The sequence below is a fragment of the Nocardia sp. NPDC058519 genome, assembly GCF_042719755.1.
GTDB lineage: Bacteria > Actinomycetota > Actinomycetes > Mycobacteriales > Mycobacteriaceae > Nocardia.
Genome location: NZ_JBHXNK010000010.1, coordinates 91,705 through 106,689, shown reverse-complemented (window position 1 = coordinate 106,689; position 14,985 = coordinate 91,705). Strand labels below are relative to the sequence as shown.

Below are 14,985 nucleotides of genomic sequence, written 5' to 3'. Positions count from 1 at the left end.
CGGCTACATCGGCGGCGGTTCGACATCGCAGGTGCCGCGCCGCCGCTGTGTCGCCTGCACCGTGTCCGGATGATCCGGCCCAAGGGTCGCGCGATATCTGCCCAGTGCGTCGGCCTCGAAACCGTCCGCTTCGGTGACCCGGCCCAGCGCCCGCAGGTCCAGCGCGTAGTTGATCGCCACCTGCAGGGTGTACGGGTGGTCGGCGCCGCGCGCCTCGGTCGACCGGTCGAGCACCACCGCGCCGATCTCGACCGCCTCGGCGTACTCGCCCAGCCCGGCCAGATCCGCTGCGATGCCGCTACCGGCCGCGAGGGTGTACGGGTGGGCCGCGCCGAGACGATCGGTGAAGATCCGCACGGCCTGCCGGTCCAGGTCCAGCGCGTCGGTGAAATCGCCGCCGGTGCGCAGTGCTGCCGCGAAGTTCACCGCGCAGGCGGCGGTATAGGGATGGGCGGGGCGCACGGCGGCGCACCGCTGATAGGCCTCCTCGGCCAGTTCGAGCGCCTCGTCGTGCCGGTCGAGCAGGCGGCAGTCGTTGGCCAGGTTGGTGCGCGCCGCCACCGATTCGGGGTGGTCGGGCCCGTACACCGCGACGTGGTGGTCGAGGGCACGCAGCTGCAACCGGTAGCCGTCGGCGAAGCTGCCCGCCTTGCGGTAGGAGACGGCCAGGTTCTTCTCCGCCCGCAGCACGTGCTGCTGACGCGGGTCACCGAGCAGGGTGAGCATGTCGCGCACCACCTCCTCCTGAACCCGCACCGATTCGGTGTAGCGGCCGAGTTCGCGCAGATCGCGGGCGACATTGTTGCGTGAGTGCAGCGCGAAGATCTGGTCCTCGTCGTCGGGATCACCGCGCCTGCTCGCGTAGACGGCGCTGTCGAGCTCGAGCGCCTCGGCGAAGCGGCCCATCATGCGCACCGCGACCGCGAAATTGTGCTGAGCGCGCAAGGTCTCGCGATGCTCCGGCCCGAGGACCGCGCGCACCGTCGCGTAGGAGGCCTCGTTGTAGCCCACCGATCCGGCCCAGTCCCCGGACGAGCGAAGACAGGCCGCGATCAGATCCGAGGCCGCGGTGTACTCCTCGGGATATCGGTCCCGGTTCGGCGCGACCCCCGCCAGTGCCCGCCGCGCGATCTCGTGTGCCTGTTCCCAGCGGTCCATCTGCCACAGCACATCGCCGGTGGTGGTGCGCAGCCGGACGATCCCGATATGGTCCGCACCCAGATGCGGTGCCCACGCGTCGGTGGCGCGCTCGCCGAGCGCGGCCGACGCGGTGAGCTCGCTGCGGTTGCGCAACGCCTGCACGATGTGACCGGTCATGCCGAGCAAGCCACCGCAGGAGTGCCGCGGATCGCCGAGCCGGTCGCAGGCCAGCGCGCCGCTCGGATCGAGCTGGCGCCACAGCCAGTGGTAGCGCTCCCAGTGTTCAGGGAGGTCGGGGCGGCGCGGGTCGGCGGCACACAGGATGCGATGGGCTTCGTGCCGGATGCTCTGCACGCGGCTGTCGGACAGATTGACCTGGATACCCATGGTGATGACCGAGTGCAGCACCACCCCGGTCGCCGCGACAGCGACCGGGGTCGTCAAGGTGAGCGTGTCGGCGAGCGATTCGGTGCGGATGAGTTCGAGCAACCGCGTGCGCCGGTCCTCGTCGCGCAGGCTGCGGCGGACCGTGGCCTGCCAGCCCGGATCGACGGTGTCGGCAACGGGGACACCGTCGGGCTCTGCCTCGAGCAGGACCAGCGGGATCGGCATGTTCGGCGCGAAGTAGGCGAGTAGTCGCAGCAGGTAGCCTGCGGCGCGCTCGTCGGATCCGGCGGGTGCGTCGATGAGCCTGCGCAACGAGTTGCCGAGTATCCGCTGTACCGCGCGGTATTCGCGGGCATCGGCTTTGTCGAGCATGAATGTCGGTGCGGTGAAGGCCTTCTCGCGGAGGTCGGCGGCGAGACGGGCCACGTCCTCGCGGCCGCGGCGGGCCATCGTGTGCAGCAGCAGCGGACTGCCCGCCGACTCCTCCACCGCTAGTTCGATCAGGTCGTGGGCCAGTTCGGGCACGTGATAGCTGAGGAATCGGGCGCCGTCGTCGTCGGTGAACAGCGGGACCGTGACGGTGTGGGGCCCCTGCCAGCGCTGGACTTTCGAGGTGAACAGAATGTGCCCGTTGCCGCCCCACGGGACGACTTCGGCCAGCGGCGCGGGCTTGGAGCCCACCGCCTGTCGATCGCCTGCCGAATCGGGGCGCGCGTCGTCGTAGACGAGCAGGAAGCGCTGCGGCATCTGGACGAGATGCTGTACGACCAGCCGATGCGCGTCTTGATTTCCGACGACATTCTCGAGCCCGAGCGGCCCGGCGAGACGGACGAGGTCATGGCGCAGCGTCGTCGGATTCCCCGCGTTCACCCAGGCGATCAGGTCGTACTGCGAGCGGTGCCGGTCGAGGTAGGTCTTGGCCAGCGAGGTCTTGCCCGACGCGGTGGTACCGACCAGGACCACCGCCCCGGTGACGGCCAGTCCGGCCCGGATGGCGTCCAGTTCGCCGTAGCGCCCGTAGAACCAGCGCGGTTCGGTGAGCGACTCGGGCACCACCTTCGGCGCACCCGCCGTCGGCCCGGGGAATCGGACCCGGTCCCCGCGCAACGGCAGCGCGCCCGTGGCGGGCGGGAGTCCGAGCCGCGCGCGGACATGATCCTCGTCCGCGGCCAGGTCGACCAGCGGCAGGCTCGCCAGCGCCGCAGGCAGCGCCGCCGCGTCGATCCCCCTCAGGCACACCGTGATCGCGCGATCGGCGGCGACCAGATCGGCCCAGTTCGACGACTCCCTGCCCCACACCGCCAGCAGTACCTCGCTGACGATGACGATCAGATCCCCCGCCGGTGGCACCACATCGGCGACTTCGATGCCAGGCACCATCCGAGTGACCGCCAGCCGGTCGATCCACTCCTGGCGCAGCCAACGCACCCACACCGAGTCCTTGGCGACGTGGACGAGCGTGATCGGCACAGTCACTCCTTCCCCGCCGCGGCGACCCCGACCGCCACCACCAGTACATGCAGTGCGGTGCGGACCCGGGGCCATGCCGCGGCGGCTGTCACCGCGCGCCGCTCGGCCGGGCGGCGCGCAACTGCGATATCACCTCGGTCGGTACCGGTACCGCGCTGCCTGCCAGGATCGACACCAGCGAATCCGCGTGCCGTGGTGCGAGTTTCCCGGCGCCGATCGCGGTGATCGCGGCGGCTACCGCGGCTCGGAGCGCGATCTCGAAAGCCGGATCGGTGACCGTCGCCGAGGATTCGGCGGTGGCGGCCAGGAACAGGGCGATGACCTGCTCGGGCACCTCGGCATCCGGGTAGGCCGACACGGTCGCCGTCACCAGCTGCGCCTTGGCCAGCTCGAGCTGGACGGTGCGGCGCCGCTCGTCGGAATCGGTTGTCTCCAGTGCGTTCTCGTAGAGGTCGATCGCGTCCCAGCCGAAGATCGCTTCCTCGGTCGCGAGGCAGCGCAGGATGGTCGCCTCGGCCAGCCGATCGATCAGCCGGGCATATCCCTCGTCGGCGGGGTCGGCGGATTCGTAGGCGGCCCGCAGCAGCCGGGTGGCGTCGGCGAGATGGTCGAGCCCGCCGAACCGCGAATACCGTTGCACCAGGAGGTCGCCCAGCGCGGCAAGGCGCGCCGGATCATCGTCGTCGGCTTCGCCGATCGCCAGCTTCGCCACCCCGATCGCCTCGTCGAGCGCGTCGGCGCTGTCGCTGTCGGTGGCCAGCAGCGCGCTCAAGGTGTCGAGCAGCGAGATCCGCGACGGGTGCCGCACGGGCAGCGCGGCCAGCGCGATCCGGTGCGCCGACACCGCTGCCGCCCGGTTTCCGGACCGCACCGCCGCCGCGGCCGCCTCGATCAGCCGATCTCCGGCGTCCACGTCGACAGCCGCGTCCTCGGCCGCGTAGTGCGGGGCCAGCATGCGCAGGACCTCCGGTGACAGATAGGCGAAACCCTCGCCCGCGCCGGTATACGACAGTGTCGCCCGGAACACCACGCCCGGCACGTCGTAGTGCGCGCACAGGTGGTCCGACACGGCGGCCCGCACCCGCAGCACCTCGCTGCGCGGCATCGCCGCCCGCAGCACATCGGCCACGCCGGGCCGGAACTCGAACGCGCGACTGTCCTCGGGCACGCCGTAGGGCGCCAGTCCGGGCACGGCATCCAGGATCAACCCGCCCGCGAGCACTTCGGCCAGGATGCTCGACCCGCTGCCCGGCAGCAGCACCTGCTGGACCAGCCGAATGATGGGTAGCCGCAACGGAAATTGGGCGAGCCCGGCCGCGAGCCGGAACGCCTCCGGCGACGATCCGGCCCGGAAGCGGCGGACCCGTTCGACCGGGTTCGCGCCGAGTTCGTCGTCTTGGCGCCGGCCCAGCGGCGGCGGCTCCGCGTGCACCGACGGCGTGTGCAGCAGCGGATATTCGGCCGAGAGCCGGTCGCCCGCCAGCACCTGTGCCCATGGCCCGAACCAGCCAGGACTCAGCTCGAGGACCGGAATCGGGTGCAGCGCAGGGTCGGTGCCGGCGACGACGCGCAGCGGCGATGGGCTTGCCTGGATCACCGAGGCGATTCGTCCTCTCTCCCAATCCAGACCGGTCCGCCGCCACAGAAAGTTCGGCAATGGCTGCAACAGCACCACCGGTGAGAACCTGGCCAGCGCCGCCAGCTGCGCGGCGCCGGTTCCGCGCGCCCACGTATCGCCGAGACAGGCGCTGAGCACGAAGACGACCCGGCGCCCCGACGGGTCGCGCAGGTCGCTCAGTGGCTGTCGCGGCTCCTGCTGCGGCCGGGTCGACAACCGCAACGCGCCGTCCGCACGCTCGGCCATGAATCGCACGGTGAACGTGCGGAATCCCGCCGACTCCAGCAACGCCCGCGCTTCCTCGGCCAGCCTGCTCCACACGACCATCGCCGAGTTCAGATCCAGGACAAGGACCGCGTCGCGTTCGCGGCCCGGCCGCGGCCCGGTCACCGCCCACGGCCTGCCGATCCGCGCACTGCGCTCCGCCGAGGCCGCCTCGTCGAAGCTCTCCCGCCGACCGGGGATCCGCCGGGTGACCGGGCGCAGTTCGCGCAGCACCGTGCGCCAACCCGCCAGCGCACGCGGCGCCACCAGCCGGACCGGACGATCCTCGCGCGCGGCGGCGCTCGGTGACTGCGCGGGCCGGTGCACATCGACCGGCACGCCCCGCTCCGGTGCGCCCTCGGCCGCGACGGCCGGATCATGGTGGGCGACCGCATCGGTGCGATGCTCGGCGTACCGCTCCGCTGCGGCGGGATCTGCTTGCTGCTCGGTGATGTGCGCTGCCAGCCAGAGCGCGTCGGCCATCGCGGGCGCGTCGAGCGCCAGCGGGTCGACAGCCGCTACGAACTCGCCCAGCTTGGACATGTTTCAGTCTCCCGGCCCGATCGGTTGCAACAGTGTGCGCGCCAGGCTCTGCCGGTCCAGCGTGGCGTCGCCGCCCGCGTGGGTCAGCACGTGCAGCGCGGTGAGCAGGCGGTCGGCGGGCAAAGCTCCCAGATCGGCTCGCCGCTGCAGGAACGTGGCGATGATGTCGTCGTATTCCCGCGGGACCTCGCTGCCGAAATGCGAGGCGACCAGCCGTTCGAGCTGATCACGGTCGGGCTCTTCGAGTTTCAGCATCAGGCAGCGGCGCAGGAACGCGGGCGGGAACTCGCGGTCGCCGTTGCTGGTCATCACGACGATCGGGAAGGCGTGACAGCGCACGAAGCCGTCGGTGATCGGCACCTGCCTGCCCGCGTCGTGCGCTACCACCGACACCTGCGGCCGATACGCGCGAATGCGGCGGAGTTCGTTGATCGTGTACTCGCCGTCCTCGAACACGTGCAGCAGATCGTTGGGCAGGTCGGCGTCGGCCTTGTCGATCTCATCGATGAGCAGCACCCGTGGTCGGTGGCTCGGCAGCAGCGCCGTGCCGAGCGGACCGAGCGTGACGAAATCGGCGACCCCGGCCCGCGGATCACGCCACCACCGTCGCGTGAGCTGCGCTTCCTCGAAGCGGCGCATCGCGTCATAGGTGTAGAGCCCGTCACCGAGGGTGCTGCGGCTGGTGATCGGCCAGTGCAGGACCGGGCCGAGCGCCAGTTCCCTGGCGATCAGATAGGCCAGCGACGACTTACCGAGACCGGGGGCGCCGGTGACGAGCAGCGGGCGCCTGCACAGGATCGCCGCGTTGATCACATCGAGGTCGGCGGGCCGGAGCTGATGCGCGCCGATGCCCTCGGTGCCGAGCCTGCGTTCGGTCTGCGGTACGGCGCCGGCCGGGGTGTAGTCGAGCGGCGTGCCGTCGAATGCCCTCGCCGACATGGGTTTCGGCACTCCGTCCCAAGCCTGGGGGCGCGGTTCACCCCCACCGAGGAACACGTGCCAGCTCGGTGCGTTCATCGAAATCCTCCTGACACCGCAGGCGGCCCCGCCAGCGGGTGTGGCTTCCTTCTGCTGTGCCCCGGAATGTCGAGGACATACACGACGCGCAGCCAGAAATCATTGTCCCGCTGCGCCTTCGCCGAGCGACACTGCTCGCGCCAGACGACCGGATGCCCATCGATCCAGCCGTTGTCCCCGAGTTCGGTGACGAGCCGGTCGACGAAATGCGTACCGCCGCAATCGAGGTGACCGGGTGACCGATCCGGGCAGCTCTCGTCGCGCCAGATCAGCACGGGCAGCGCGTTGGCGCCCGCCGCGGCGAACACGGCCGGAGTCGGTGGCTCGGCGATGCCGAGCGCGTCGACGGGGATATCGAGTCCGTCGGCCTCGACGAGTGCGTGCAGCGCGCGCAGATCACCGGACCGGTCGTCGGCGCAGGCGAGCCAGGCCAGCGCCCCACCGGCCCGCAACCGGTTCCAGCGCTGCTCGAGTTCCCGGATCTGCTCGGCGGGCTTCTCCCAGGTCGCGCTGCGCCGCAACCGCATCATGAACTGGCGGAACGGGCGCTCATCGGGTCGCAGCCACCGGCACAGCAGGTCGGCGGTGAGGTAGTCGTCGGGCAGCGCGACCACGATCTCGATCTCGGCGCCGTCGGCGTCCAGGTGCTGGAGCTGGTCGTCGAGCGCGACTTTCACGGCCGCCTTGGCCGCGGTGAAACTCGGCATCGATGTCGCCGACCGCACCCCGATGATGTCGCCGTCACCGGTGCGGCGATGAATCTCGTAGCGATGCCCCTGCTCGGAACCCGCTGGGGTACCGGGCGTTTCGTCGGGGGTGATGATGGCGAACAGGGTGATCGGCACGCCGCCCGGCCGCGGGGGCTTCGGCGCGAGCCTGCCGAAGCGGTTGCGCATCGAGCGGTCGAGGTTGACGAATCGTCGTCCGGCCGCGCGCCGGGCGATGGCCACGATCGCCTCGCGATCCGGGTCAGCGGCCGCGCGGTTGCCGATGAGCCAGGCGCAACGCGCCAGATTGAGACCGTCGTCACCGGGGGCCTCGATCGCCACGTACTCGGCGAGGTCCCGGATCACCCGCCAATCGGTCGGCACGTCGAGGTGATTGGCGAGGATGACCTCGGTGAGCTCGGCCCGCAATTGATCCTGGACCGCGGCGGGCAGCCCGGTGCACACACCGTTGAGGTCGATGAGCAAGCGGCGGATCGTGGCCTCGCCGCCGACGACATCCGACCAGCGCATGTCGGCCCGATGGTATCGATCGTGCGAGCCGACGATCTCCCGGTACAGCCCCGGCGCACACAGCCTGCGCAGCCCGGCGAGCAATCGCACGGCGGCACCGCCGGTCGGATTACGGTTGTTGTACTGCTTGACCAGGCCGATCACGCCCTGGTCCGGCAGCACCACCGGCCCGCCGGACATCCCGGCGAGCAGTCGCTGGTTGCCGGTGAGCTTGATGTAGGTTGCGCCGACCTCACCGGTCTCATGCGTGGAGAACTCCAGTGCCGTGGCCGCCCCGAGCTCGAGGAAACCCGCGTAGTCGGCGTTGTACGCGCACAGTTGCAGCCGAGTTCCGCGGCCGATCACCGCCTCGACCATCAGCGCACAGGTCGCGTCCGCGGCGGGCGCGCCGTCGAGGCGAAGCACCGCGAGGTCATCGAATCCGCCGGCCGCGTCGGTACTGGCGGCGACATCCGCGCCGAACCGCGTACCGTCACCGAATTCCACCTCGACCCGGCCACCGGCCGCGGCCACGACATGTGCGCAGGTCACGACGAACTCGGGCGCGATCCGGCACCCGGTGCCGTTGGCCTTCCACTGTCCCGCCTTGTTACGGACCCAGATGACGCAGGCCGCCGCGGTCACCAGGTTGTCGACGTCGTCCATCGCCAGTCTTCCGTCAGGGTTGCGACTGCTCCGCATCATCGTCACCGCGCAGATCCCAGTCCAGCCGGACCTTGACCGAGGTCTTCGCGCCACCGGAGGCGATCACCGCGATGACCCCGCCTGTGCCCATGGACAATTCGATTCCGAATTCGACCGACACCGAATCGGCCGAGAGACCGGCGACGCTCGCGTGCACCGACGAGGCGACACCGCGAATGGTCGGGCCGAGGTTCTCCAGGCGGCTGCCGAAACCGAGAGCGATATCGGTGACGCCCGGCGTCTCGGCGTCGTCTTCCGCATCGTCGAGCCCGTCTATCCGGGCGAACACCTCGGTGCCGTCCGGCAGTTCCAGCTGCTCGATCCTGGTCATGCTCACCCCCACGTGTCCTGAAGACCTTGTGGGACAAGGCTACCGGCGGGCCGGTCGCCTGGCCCTGCGAACGGTGATGCCGACGGCCTATCCGAGCACGCCGCGATACACCTCGACTGTGCGCTCGGCGATCCGCGCCCAGTCGAACTCCGCGATCGCCCGCGCACGCCCTGCCTCGCCGTAGCGCACGGCCAGCGCCGGATCCCCCGCGACCTCGTTGACCGCGGTCGCGAGCGCCCGCTCGTAGTCCCCCGTCGCGTCCGGGTCGTAGTGCACCAATCGGCCGGTGACCCCGTCGACGACCACCTCGGGAATCCCACCCACATCGGAGGCGACGACGGCGGTCGCGCTCGCCATCGCCTCCAGGTTCACGATGCCGAGCGGTTCGTATACCGAAGGGCACACGAATACAGCGGAGGCGGACAGGATCTGGCGGACCTGCTCGGTGGGCAGCATCTCCTTCACCCAGAAAACATTGCCGCGCTGCCGGAGCAATCCGTCGACGGCGGCCGCGACCTCCACCTCGAGTTCCTTGGTATCGGCCGCGCCCGCACACAGAACCAGCTGGATATCGGGGTCGAACGAGGCGGCCGCGGCGAGCAGATGTCCGACGCCTTTCTGCCGGGTGATCCGCCCGACGAACGACACGATCGGCAGGTCGGCGCGCACCCCGAGCCGCTCCAGCACCGGCACCTCGTCACCGGCGGGCGGGCCAGGATGCCACACGTTCGCGTCGATACCGTTGTGCACCACATGAACCCGATCAGGGTCGATCGCGGGATACGCGTCGAGCACGTCGTGACGCATGCCTTCGCTCACCGCGATCACCGCATCGGCGTGCTCCATCGCATTGCGTTCCGACCACGACGAGAGCCGATATCCACCACCGAGCTGCTCGGCTTTCCACGGCCTTCGCGGTTCCAGCGAATGCGCCGTGAGCACGTGCGGAATCCCGGACAGCATCGAGGCGAGGTGCCCGGCCAGCCCCGCGTACCAGGTGTGCGAATGCACCACGTCCACCCCACCCGCGGCATCGGCCATCCGCAACTGCGCCGACATCATCTGCAACGCGGCGTTGGCGGCATACAGCTCGGGGTCGGGTCGGTGCACCACGGCACCGTTGCGCGGCGCGCCCATGCAATGCACGGTGACGTCACAGAGCTCGCGCAACCGGGCAGTGAGTTCGGTGACATGCACTCCCGCACCGCCATACACCTCGGGGGGATACTCCCGGGTCAGCATGGCGACCCGCAGCAGCTGCGCCGGAGTCTGCTCGCTGTCGGTGCCATCATCACTCACCGGTCCAAATTACAGCGTATCCGGACAACTCTGATAGATGTCCGGACACCGCCCTTCTCGGGCGTCCTCAGCTCACTCCACAAGTGTGGTGTGAACGTCTGTTCCCGCGTCAACCGGGACGGTTTCACCGATACCCAAAGGGTGTCGGTCAGCGCCTTCCCGTCGGCGGACTTTGGTAACCCGGCCCCGTGCTCGGGGGTCCGGGGATCGTGAAAAGTCCTGTTGAATCGTGGGCCAGACCGCGAGATTGATCGCTGCGTTGCGGTCACGGTCGGCACGGAACCCACATCGACAGACGAATACCCGATCTGCCAACGACAGGCCACGGTTGATCGTCGCGCAGGCTGAGCACCGTTTACTCGACGGATACCAACGATCCGCGATAGTGACCGCACCACTACGCCAGGCCTGTTTGTAGGTCAACAGCCGCGCGAAATCCGCCCACCCGGCGTCGCTGATCGCGCGCGCCAATCGTTGGTTGGCCATCATCCCCGCCACGTGCAGGTCTTCGATCACGAGCCGGTCGTGGGTTTTGACCAGCCTGTTAGTGACCTGATGAGCGAAGTGACGGCGAATATTCGCGAGGTGAAGATGATGGCGTGCCAACCGGGTGGCTGCTTGTCGGTCGTTGTGTGAACCCTTCTGTTTGCGCGACATCGACTCCGCCAGGCGGCGTTGCCTGCCCAGTGCGGTGGTCAAGGGTTTGGGTGCGGTGATACGGGCGATTTCGGCACCGTCGGCGGTCGCGGCAACAGCGAAGACGCTCAGTCCACGGTCGATTCCGACCCAACCCAGGTTGTCGCCGTGGTCTCGCGGGAGGTGATGGTGAGCCGGATGCAAGTCCGCAGCCTCGCAGGTCACGCTGATCCACCACCGGCCCGCCCCGCCTTGGTGTATTTGTTGCGGATTCGGAAAGTCGGGGTGGTCGTGTTCTTCGTCTTGAAACGGGGAAACCCAACCCGTTTACCCGCGCGTTTACCGGTGCGGGAATCCGAGAACGCCGCCAGGGCGCGTCCACAGTCGACAGCGGCTTCTTCGAACACCTGCTGGCAGACCTCGGTCCGCCACGCCAGCCCGGTCACGTTGATCTCGGCTGTCCCGTTCGCGCCGACAACGATCACCCGCCCGGCGGCTTCGGTCTTCTTCCAGGAGTTGAACGCGTTGATCAGATCGAACCCGGTCCACGGCACCCGTCGGTCCGGGTTGGTTGTGCGGTGGGTGAGCGCGGTTTTGACGACACCGAGGCTGTGGTTGAACGCGAACCGGGCCGCACCGGCGTGGCGTGTGAGCACCTCGGACTGCTCGACCGTTGGGTCGAGGCAGTAGCGGAAGCTGGTGTGGCGGCTCATCGTCGGAGAGTGTGACACAGGCCACCGACACTGGACCGAACGCGGCAACCGGCCGAGTTCTCAGACACACGCTTTAGATCCTCGGGTCGACATGGGCCACCGTAGCCGCGCTGGCACTGTACTTTGAGCAGGGTGAGGAGCCAGCCGCACGTACTCGGGATCGTGCTCGCCGGTGGCGAGGGCAAACGACTGTTTCCACTCACCGCCGACCGGGCCAAGCCCGCGGTTCCGTTCGGTGGCGCGTACCGGCTGATCGACTTCGTGTTGAGCAACCTCGTGAACGCGGGATACCTGCGCCTGTGCGTGCTCACCCAGTACAAGTCGCATTCGCTCGATCGCCATATCTCACAGACCTGGCGGCTGTCCGGTTTCACCGGTGAGTACATCACCCCGGTGCCCGCGCAGCAGCGGCTCGGGCCGCGCTGGTACACCGGCAGCGCCGACGCGATCATGCAGTCGCTCAACCTGATCTACGACGAGGACCCCGACTACATCGTGGTGTTCGGCGCCGACCACGTGTACCGGATGGACCCGGAGCAGATGGTGGCCAGCCATATCGCCTCGGGCGCGGGCGTCACCGTCGCCGGGATCCGGGTGCCGCGAGCCGAGGCCAGCGCGTTCGGCTGCATCGACACCGACGAGTCCGGCAAGATCACCCAGTTCCTGGAGAAACCCGCGCACCCGCCGGGCACCCCCGACGACCCGAACGTGACGTTCGCGTCGATGGGCAACTACGTGTTCACCACCCGCGTACTGGTCGACGCGATCCGCGCCGACGCCGAGAACTCCGATTCCGACCACGATATGGGCGGCGACATCATCCCGACGCTGGTCGGTGCCGGCCAGGCCGCCGTCTACGACTTCGCCGACAACGACGTCCCCGGCGCCACCCAGCGCGACCGCGGCTACTGGCGCGACGTCGGCACCATCGACGCCTTCTACGAGGCGCACATGGACCTGGTCTCGGTGCATCCCGTGTTCAACCTCTACAACAAGCACTGGCCGATCCGCGGCGCCGCCGAGAACCTGCCGCCCGCGAAATTCGCCCAGGGCGGGCTCGCCCAGGAATCGATCGTCGGGGCGGGCTCCATCCTGTCGGCCGCCACGGTCCGCAATTCGGTGCTGAGCTCGAACGTGGTGATCGAGGACGGCGCCACGGTCGAGGGCAGTGTGTTGATGCCCGGTGTGCGGATCGGGCGCGGCGCGGTGGTGCGCCACGCGATCCTGGACAAGAACGTGGTGGTCGGCGAGGGCGAGATCATCGGCCTCGACCTGGACCGTGACCGGGAACGTTTCGCGGTCAGCAACGGCGGCGTGGTCACCGTGGGCAAAGGGATCTGGGTCGGGTAGGTTCTCGGCCGCCTTGATCTGGACTGACTGGGGGGTGCGACGAAGGAGTGCCCGGAGGGAGGGAAGATCAAGGGAACAGGCCGAGAACCCGCGGCGCCAGCCGCCGAAAAATCAGCCCCTCGATGCGCAGAGCAGCCCGTCGCCGATCGGGATCAAGACGCTGGTGAGCTCGGGATTCTCCGCGATCGCGCGAGTCGCCGCGCGCACCGCCTGCGTGGCCGGGTCGCGCTGTTCCTGATCGGGCACGCGCCCACCGAGCAGCGCGTTGTTGAGGATGAACGCGCCGCCCTCACGCAGCAACCGCACACCCTGTTCGACGTAATGGGGGTGTTCCATCGGCGCCGCGTCGATGAAGACCAGGTCATAGGAGCCATCGGCCAGCCGGGGGAGCACGTCCAGCGCGCGCCCGTTGATCAGGCGCGTGCGTGACGGCGTGATCTCGGCGGTCCGGAACGCCTCTTTGGCCGCGCGCTGATGCTCGGGTTCGGAGTCGATCGTCGTCAGCGTCCCGTCCTCACGCATCCCGTCGAGCAGCCACAACCCACTGACACCCGCCCCGGTGCCCACCTCGACGACCGAGCGCGCGCCCAGCATCTGCGCGTACATGCTCAGCAGCGCACCGACCGCCGCCGGCACCGGCGCGGCCCCCAATTCGGTGGCCCGCTCGCGCGCTTCGAGAAGAACCTCGTCCTCGACGACGGACTCCTCCACATAGGCCAGGTTCCGCTCCACGTTCGATGCCACAGCTATGAGGCTAGGCCACCGGAGGGGTCTGTGTATTCAGCAAAGGGACGGATCCGGCACTGTGTCGCACAGATCCCGAACAATTGCTGTAGGTTTGCGACTCGGTCACAACGGGCCCGGAACTGCTGGTTCTCCGTTGCCGGCGGGACTAGGGTCGAATCTGACCAGAATTCTCAGGTCACACTCAGGATCTCCACATCTGACCCATATCAGGGCAGGAAATAGTTGCCCTACGCAAGGCCAGCCGATCGCGGCGGGCACGAGACTCGGGAACAACCACACACAGTTGCTGGTTGATTGTCGGTAAGCAAGGTTCGCTGACCCGGACCAGCCAGGTTTTGTGCCAGCGGTCCCGAGTAGGAGGTGTCCCATCCCGATGGTAGACACGGCGCGTCAAGACGCCACCGACCAGACTCTGCCCGCCGATCTCACCGCGGCAGAAGCCGACGAACTCGACGCCGAACTCACCGGTACCGCCGCTTTCGACGCGACCGGCGATCGCGCCGCCATGCCCTCCTGGGACGAACTGGTCCGCGAGCACGCCGACCGGGTCTATCGCCTGGCCTACCGCCTCTCCGGTGACGCCCAGGACGCGGAAGACCTCACCCAGGACACCTTCATCCGGGTGTTCCGCTCGTTGCAGAACTACCAGCCCGGCACCTTCGAGGGCTGGCTGCACCGCATCACCACCAACCTGTTCCTCGACATGGTCCGCCGTCGCAACCGCATCCGCATGGAGGCGCTGCCAGAGGACTACGACCGTGTGCCCGCCGAAGGCCCCACCCCCGAGGACGCCTACCACGACTCCCGACTCGACCCCGACCTGCAGAAAGCACTCGATTCGCTGGCGCCGGAGTTCCGTGCCGCGGTCGTTCTGTGTGACATCGAGGGCCTGTCCTACGAGGAGATCGGCGCCACGCTCGGTGTGAAACTGGGCACCGTGCGCAGCCGGATCCATCGTGGGCGTCAGGCACTGCGCGAGTACCTTGCGCATAATGGAAGTGAGCAGCGGTACTCCGCTGAAGCCCCATCGGTGTGACGGAAGTTCGACGTCACCGGGGCCTCTCGGTTGATGTCGGTCGGAAGGAAGAACTCCGCGTGAGTGAGCGAAGCGAGCGGCGGATGAACACAGCCGTGACCGCGGTCATGCCGGAACCGTGCGCCGGCGAGGTGCAGGCATGAGCGTGGATCCCAGTGCCGCGGGTCGCCCGCCGCGCTTTCAGCCCACCGAGCATCTGGCCAGTGAGGCTGTCGCTGCCTTCGTCGACGGCGAGCTGCGGATGAACGCCTATCTGCGTGCCGCCCAGCATCTTTCGCTCTGCCCCGAATGCGCGGCCGAGGTCGATGCCCAGCAGCAGGCGCGGATCGCGCTGCGCCGGGCCGCCGAGGTGGCGATTCCGCGCAGCCTGCACGACAGCCTCTCGCGCATCCCGCTGGCCGACCTCCCCGGCAACGCGCCCGAACCGCAACGCCGTAACGAGGCATTTCTCGGATTCATCACAGATTCCTTCACCGCGACCCGGTGGACAACGTGGCGGCGCAAGTAGAGTC

At 68.8% G+C, this 14,985-nt stretch carries 12 protein-coding genes; 3 read left to right on the top strand and 9 right to left on the bottom strand.

Annotation, left to right across the window (positions count from 1 at the left end):
* Window positions 1-3: 3 nt before the first annotated feature.
* From fxsT to ACFWPK_RS14310, 8 genes are all read right to left on the bottom strand, one after another.
* On the bottom strand, window positions 4-2,997 hold the full coding sequence (gene fxsT, locus ACFWPK_RS14345; protein WP_378915482.1) for an FxSxx-COOH system tetratricopeptide repeat protein: 2,994 nt from the start codon (window positions 2,995-2,997) through the stop codon (window positions 4-6).
* An 88-nt stretch (window positions 2,998-3,085) separates the two neighbouring features.
* Entirely contained in the window at window positions 3,086-5,422 is a 2,337-nt protein-coding gene (locus ACFWPK_RS14340; protein WP_378915480.1) for an SAV_2336 N-terminal domain-related protein, read from the bottom strand.
* Window positions 5,423-5,425: 3 nt separating this feature from the next.
* Window positions 5,426-6,439 (bottom strand): AAA family ATPase, encoded by a 1,014-nt coding sequence (locus ACFWPK_RS14335; protein WP_378915478.1) that lies wholly within the window; start codon window positions 6,437-6,439, stop codon window positions 5,426-5,428.
* On the bottom strand, window positions 6,436-8,322 hold the full coding sequence (locus tag ACFWPK_RS14330; protein WP_378915477.1) for a serine protease: 1,887 nt from the start codon (window positions 8,320-8,322) through the stop codon (window positions 6,436-6,438). Before ACFWPK_RS14330 ends, ACFWPK_RS14335 begins: the two co-directional genes overlap by 4 nt.
* A gap of 13 nt (window positions 8,323-8,335) precedes the next feature.
* The gene (locus ACFWPK_RS14325) at window positions 8,336-8,692 is read right to left on the bottom strand and encodes a CU044_2847 family protein (RefSeq protein ID WP_378915475.1); all 357 of its coding nucleotides are present in this window, start codon (window positions 8,690-8,692) and stop codon (window positions 8,336-8,338) included.
* Between the two features lie 87 nt (window positions 8,693-8,779).
* Entirely contained in the window at window positions 8,780-9,946 is a 1,167-nt protein-coding gene (gene glgA, locus ACFWPK_RS14320) for a glycogen synthase (RefSeq protein ID WP_378915655.1), read from the bottom strand.
* Between the two features lie 117 nt (window positions 9,947-10,063).
* Window positions 10,064-10,858, bottom strand: a complete 795-nt coding sequence (locus tag ACFWPK_RS14315; protein WP_378915653.1) for an RNA-guided endonuclease InsQ/TnpB family protein — start codon at window positions 10,856-10,858, stop codon at window positions 10,064-10,066.
* The gene (locus ACFWPK_RS14310; RefSeq protein ID WP_378915474.1) at window positions 10,849-11,340 is read right to left on the bottom strand and encodes a helix-turn-helix domain-containing protein; all 492 of its coding nucleotides are present in this window, start codon (window positions 11,338-11,340) and stop codon (window positions 10,849-10,851) included. The genes ACFWPK_RS14315 and ACFWPK_RS14310 overlap by 10 nt, the downstream gene beginning before the upstream one ends.
* A 132-nt stretch (window positions 11,341-11,472) precedes the next feature.
* Between ACFWPK_RS14310 and glgC the strand changes: the two genes are divergently transcribed.
* The gene (gene glgC / locus ACFWPK_RS14305; protein WP_378915472.1) at window positions 11,473-12,690 is read left to right on the top strand and encodes a glucose-1-phosphate adenylyltransferase; all 1,218 of its coding nucleotides are present in this window, start codon (window positions 11,473-11,475) and stop codon (window positions 12,688-12,690) included.
* A 111-nt stretch (window positions 12,691-12,801) separates the two neighbouring features.
* Here glgC and ACFWPK_RS14300 read toward each other — a convergent pair whose 3' ends face one another.
* The gene (locus ACFWPK_RS14300) at window positions 12,802-13,434 is read right to left on the bottom strand and encodes an O-methyltransferase (protein ID WP_378915470.1); all 633 of its coding nucleotides are present in this window, start codon (window positions 13,432-13,434) and stop codon (window positions 12,802-12,804) included.
* A 376-nt stretch (window positions 13,435-13,810) separates the two neighbouring features.
* Here ACFWPK_RS14300 and sigE point away from each other — a divergent pair, with 376 nt between their 5' ends.
* Both sigE and ACFWPK_RS14290 read left to right on the top strand, forming a co-directional pair.
* Entirely contained in the window at window positions 13,811-14,473 is a 663-nt protein-coding gene (gene sigE / locus ACFWPK_RS14295; RefSeq protein ID WP_378915468.1) for an RNA polymerase sigma factor SigE, read from the top strand.
* A gap of 139 nt (window positions 14,474-14,612) precedes the next feature.
* Window positions 14,613-14,981, top strand: coding sequence for a hypothetical protein (locus tag ACFWPK_RS14290; RefSeq protein ID WP_378915466.1), 369 nt, complete (start codon window positions 14,613-14,615; stop codon window positions 14,979-14,981).
* Window positions 14,982-14,985 lie beyond the last annotated feature (4 nt).

Coding starts and splice junctions, on each gene's coding strand:
- ACFWPK_RS14340 (WP_378915480.1), bottom strand. CDS start 5,422: ATGTCCAAGCTGGGCGAGTTCGTAGCGGCTGTCGACCCGCTGGCGCTC.
- ACFWPK_RS14335 (WP_378915478.1), bottom strand. CDS start 6,439: ATGAACGCACCGAGCTGGCACGTGTTCCTCGGTGGGGGTGAACCGCGC.
- ACFWPK_RS14330 (WP_378915477.1), bottom strand. CDS start 8,322: ATGGACGACGTCGACAACCTGGTGACCGCGGCGGCCTGCGTCATCTGG.
- ACFWPK_RS14325 (WP_378915475.1), bottom strand. CDS start 8,692: ATGACCAGGATCGAGCAGCTGGAACTGCCGGACGGCACCGAGGTGTTC.
- ACFWPK_RS14310 (WP_378915474.1), bottom strand. CDS start 11,340: ATGAGCCGCCACACCAGCTTCCGCTACTGCCTCGACCCAACGGTCGAG.
- sigE (WP_378915468.1), top strand. CDS start 13,811: ATGGTAGACACGGCGCGTCAAGACGCCACCGACCAGACTCTGCCCGCC.
- ACFWPK_RS14290 (WP_378915466.1), top strand. CDS start 14,613: ATGAGCGTGGATCCCAGTGCCGCGGGTCGCCCGCCGCGCTTTCAGCCC.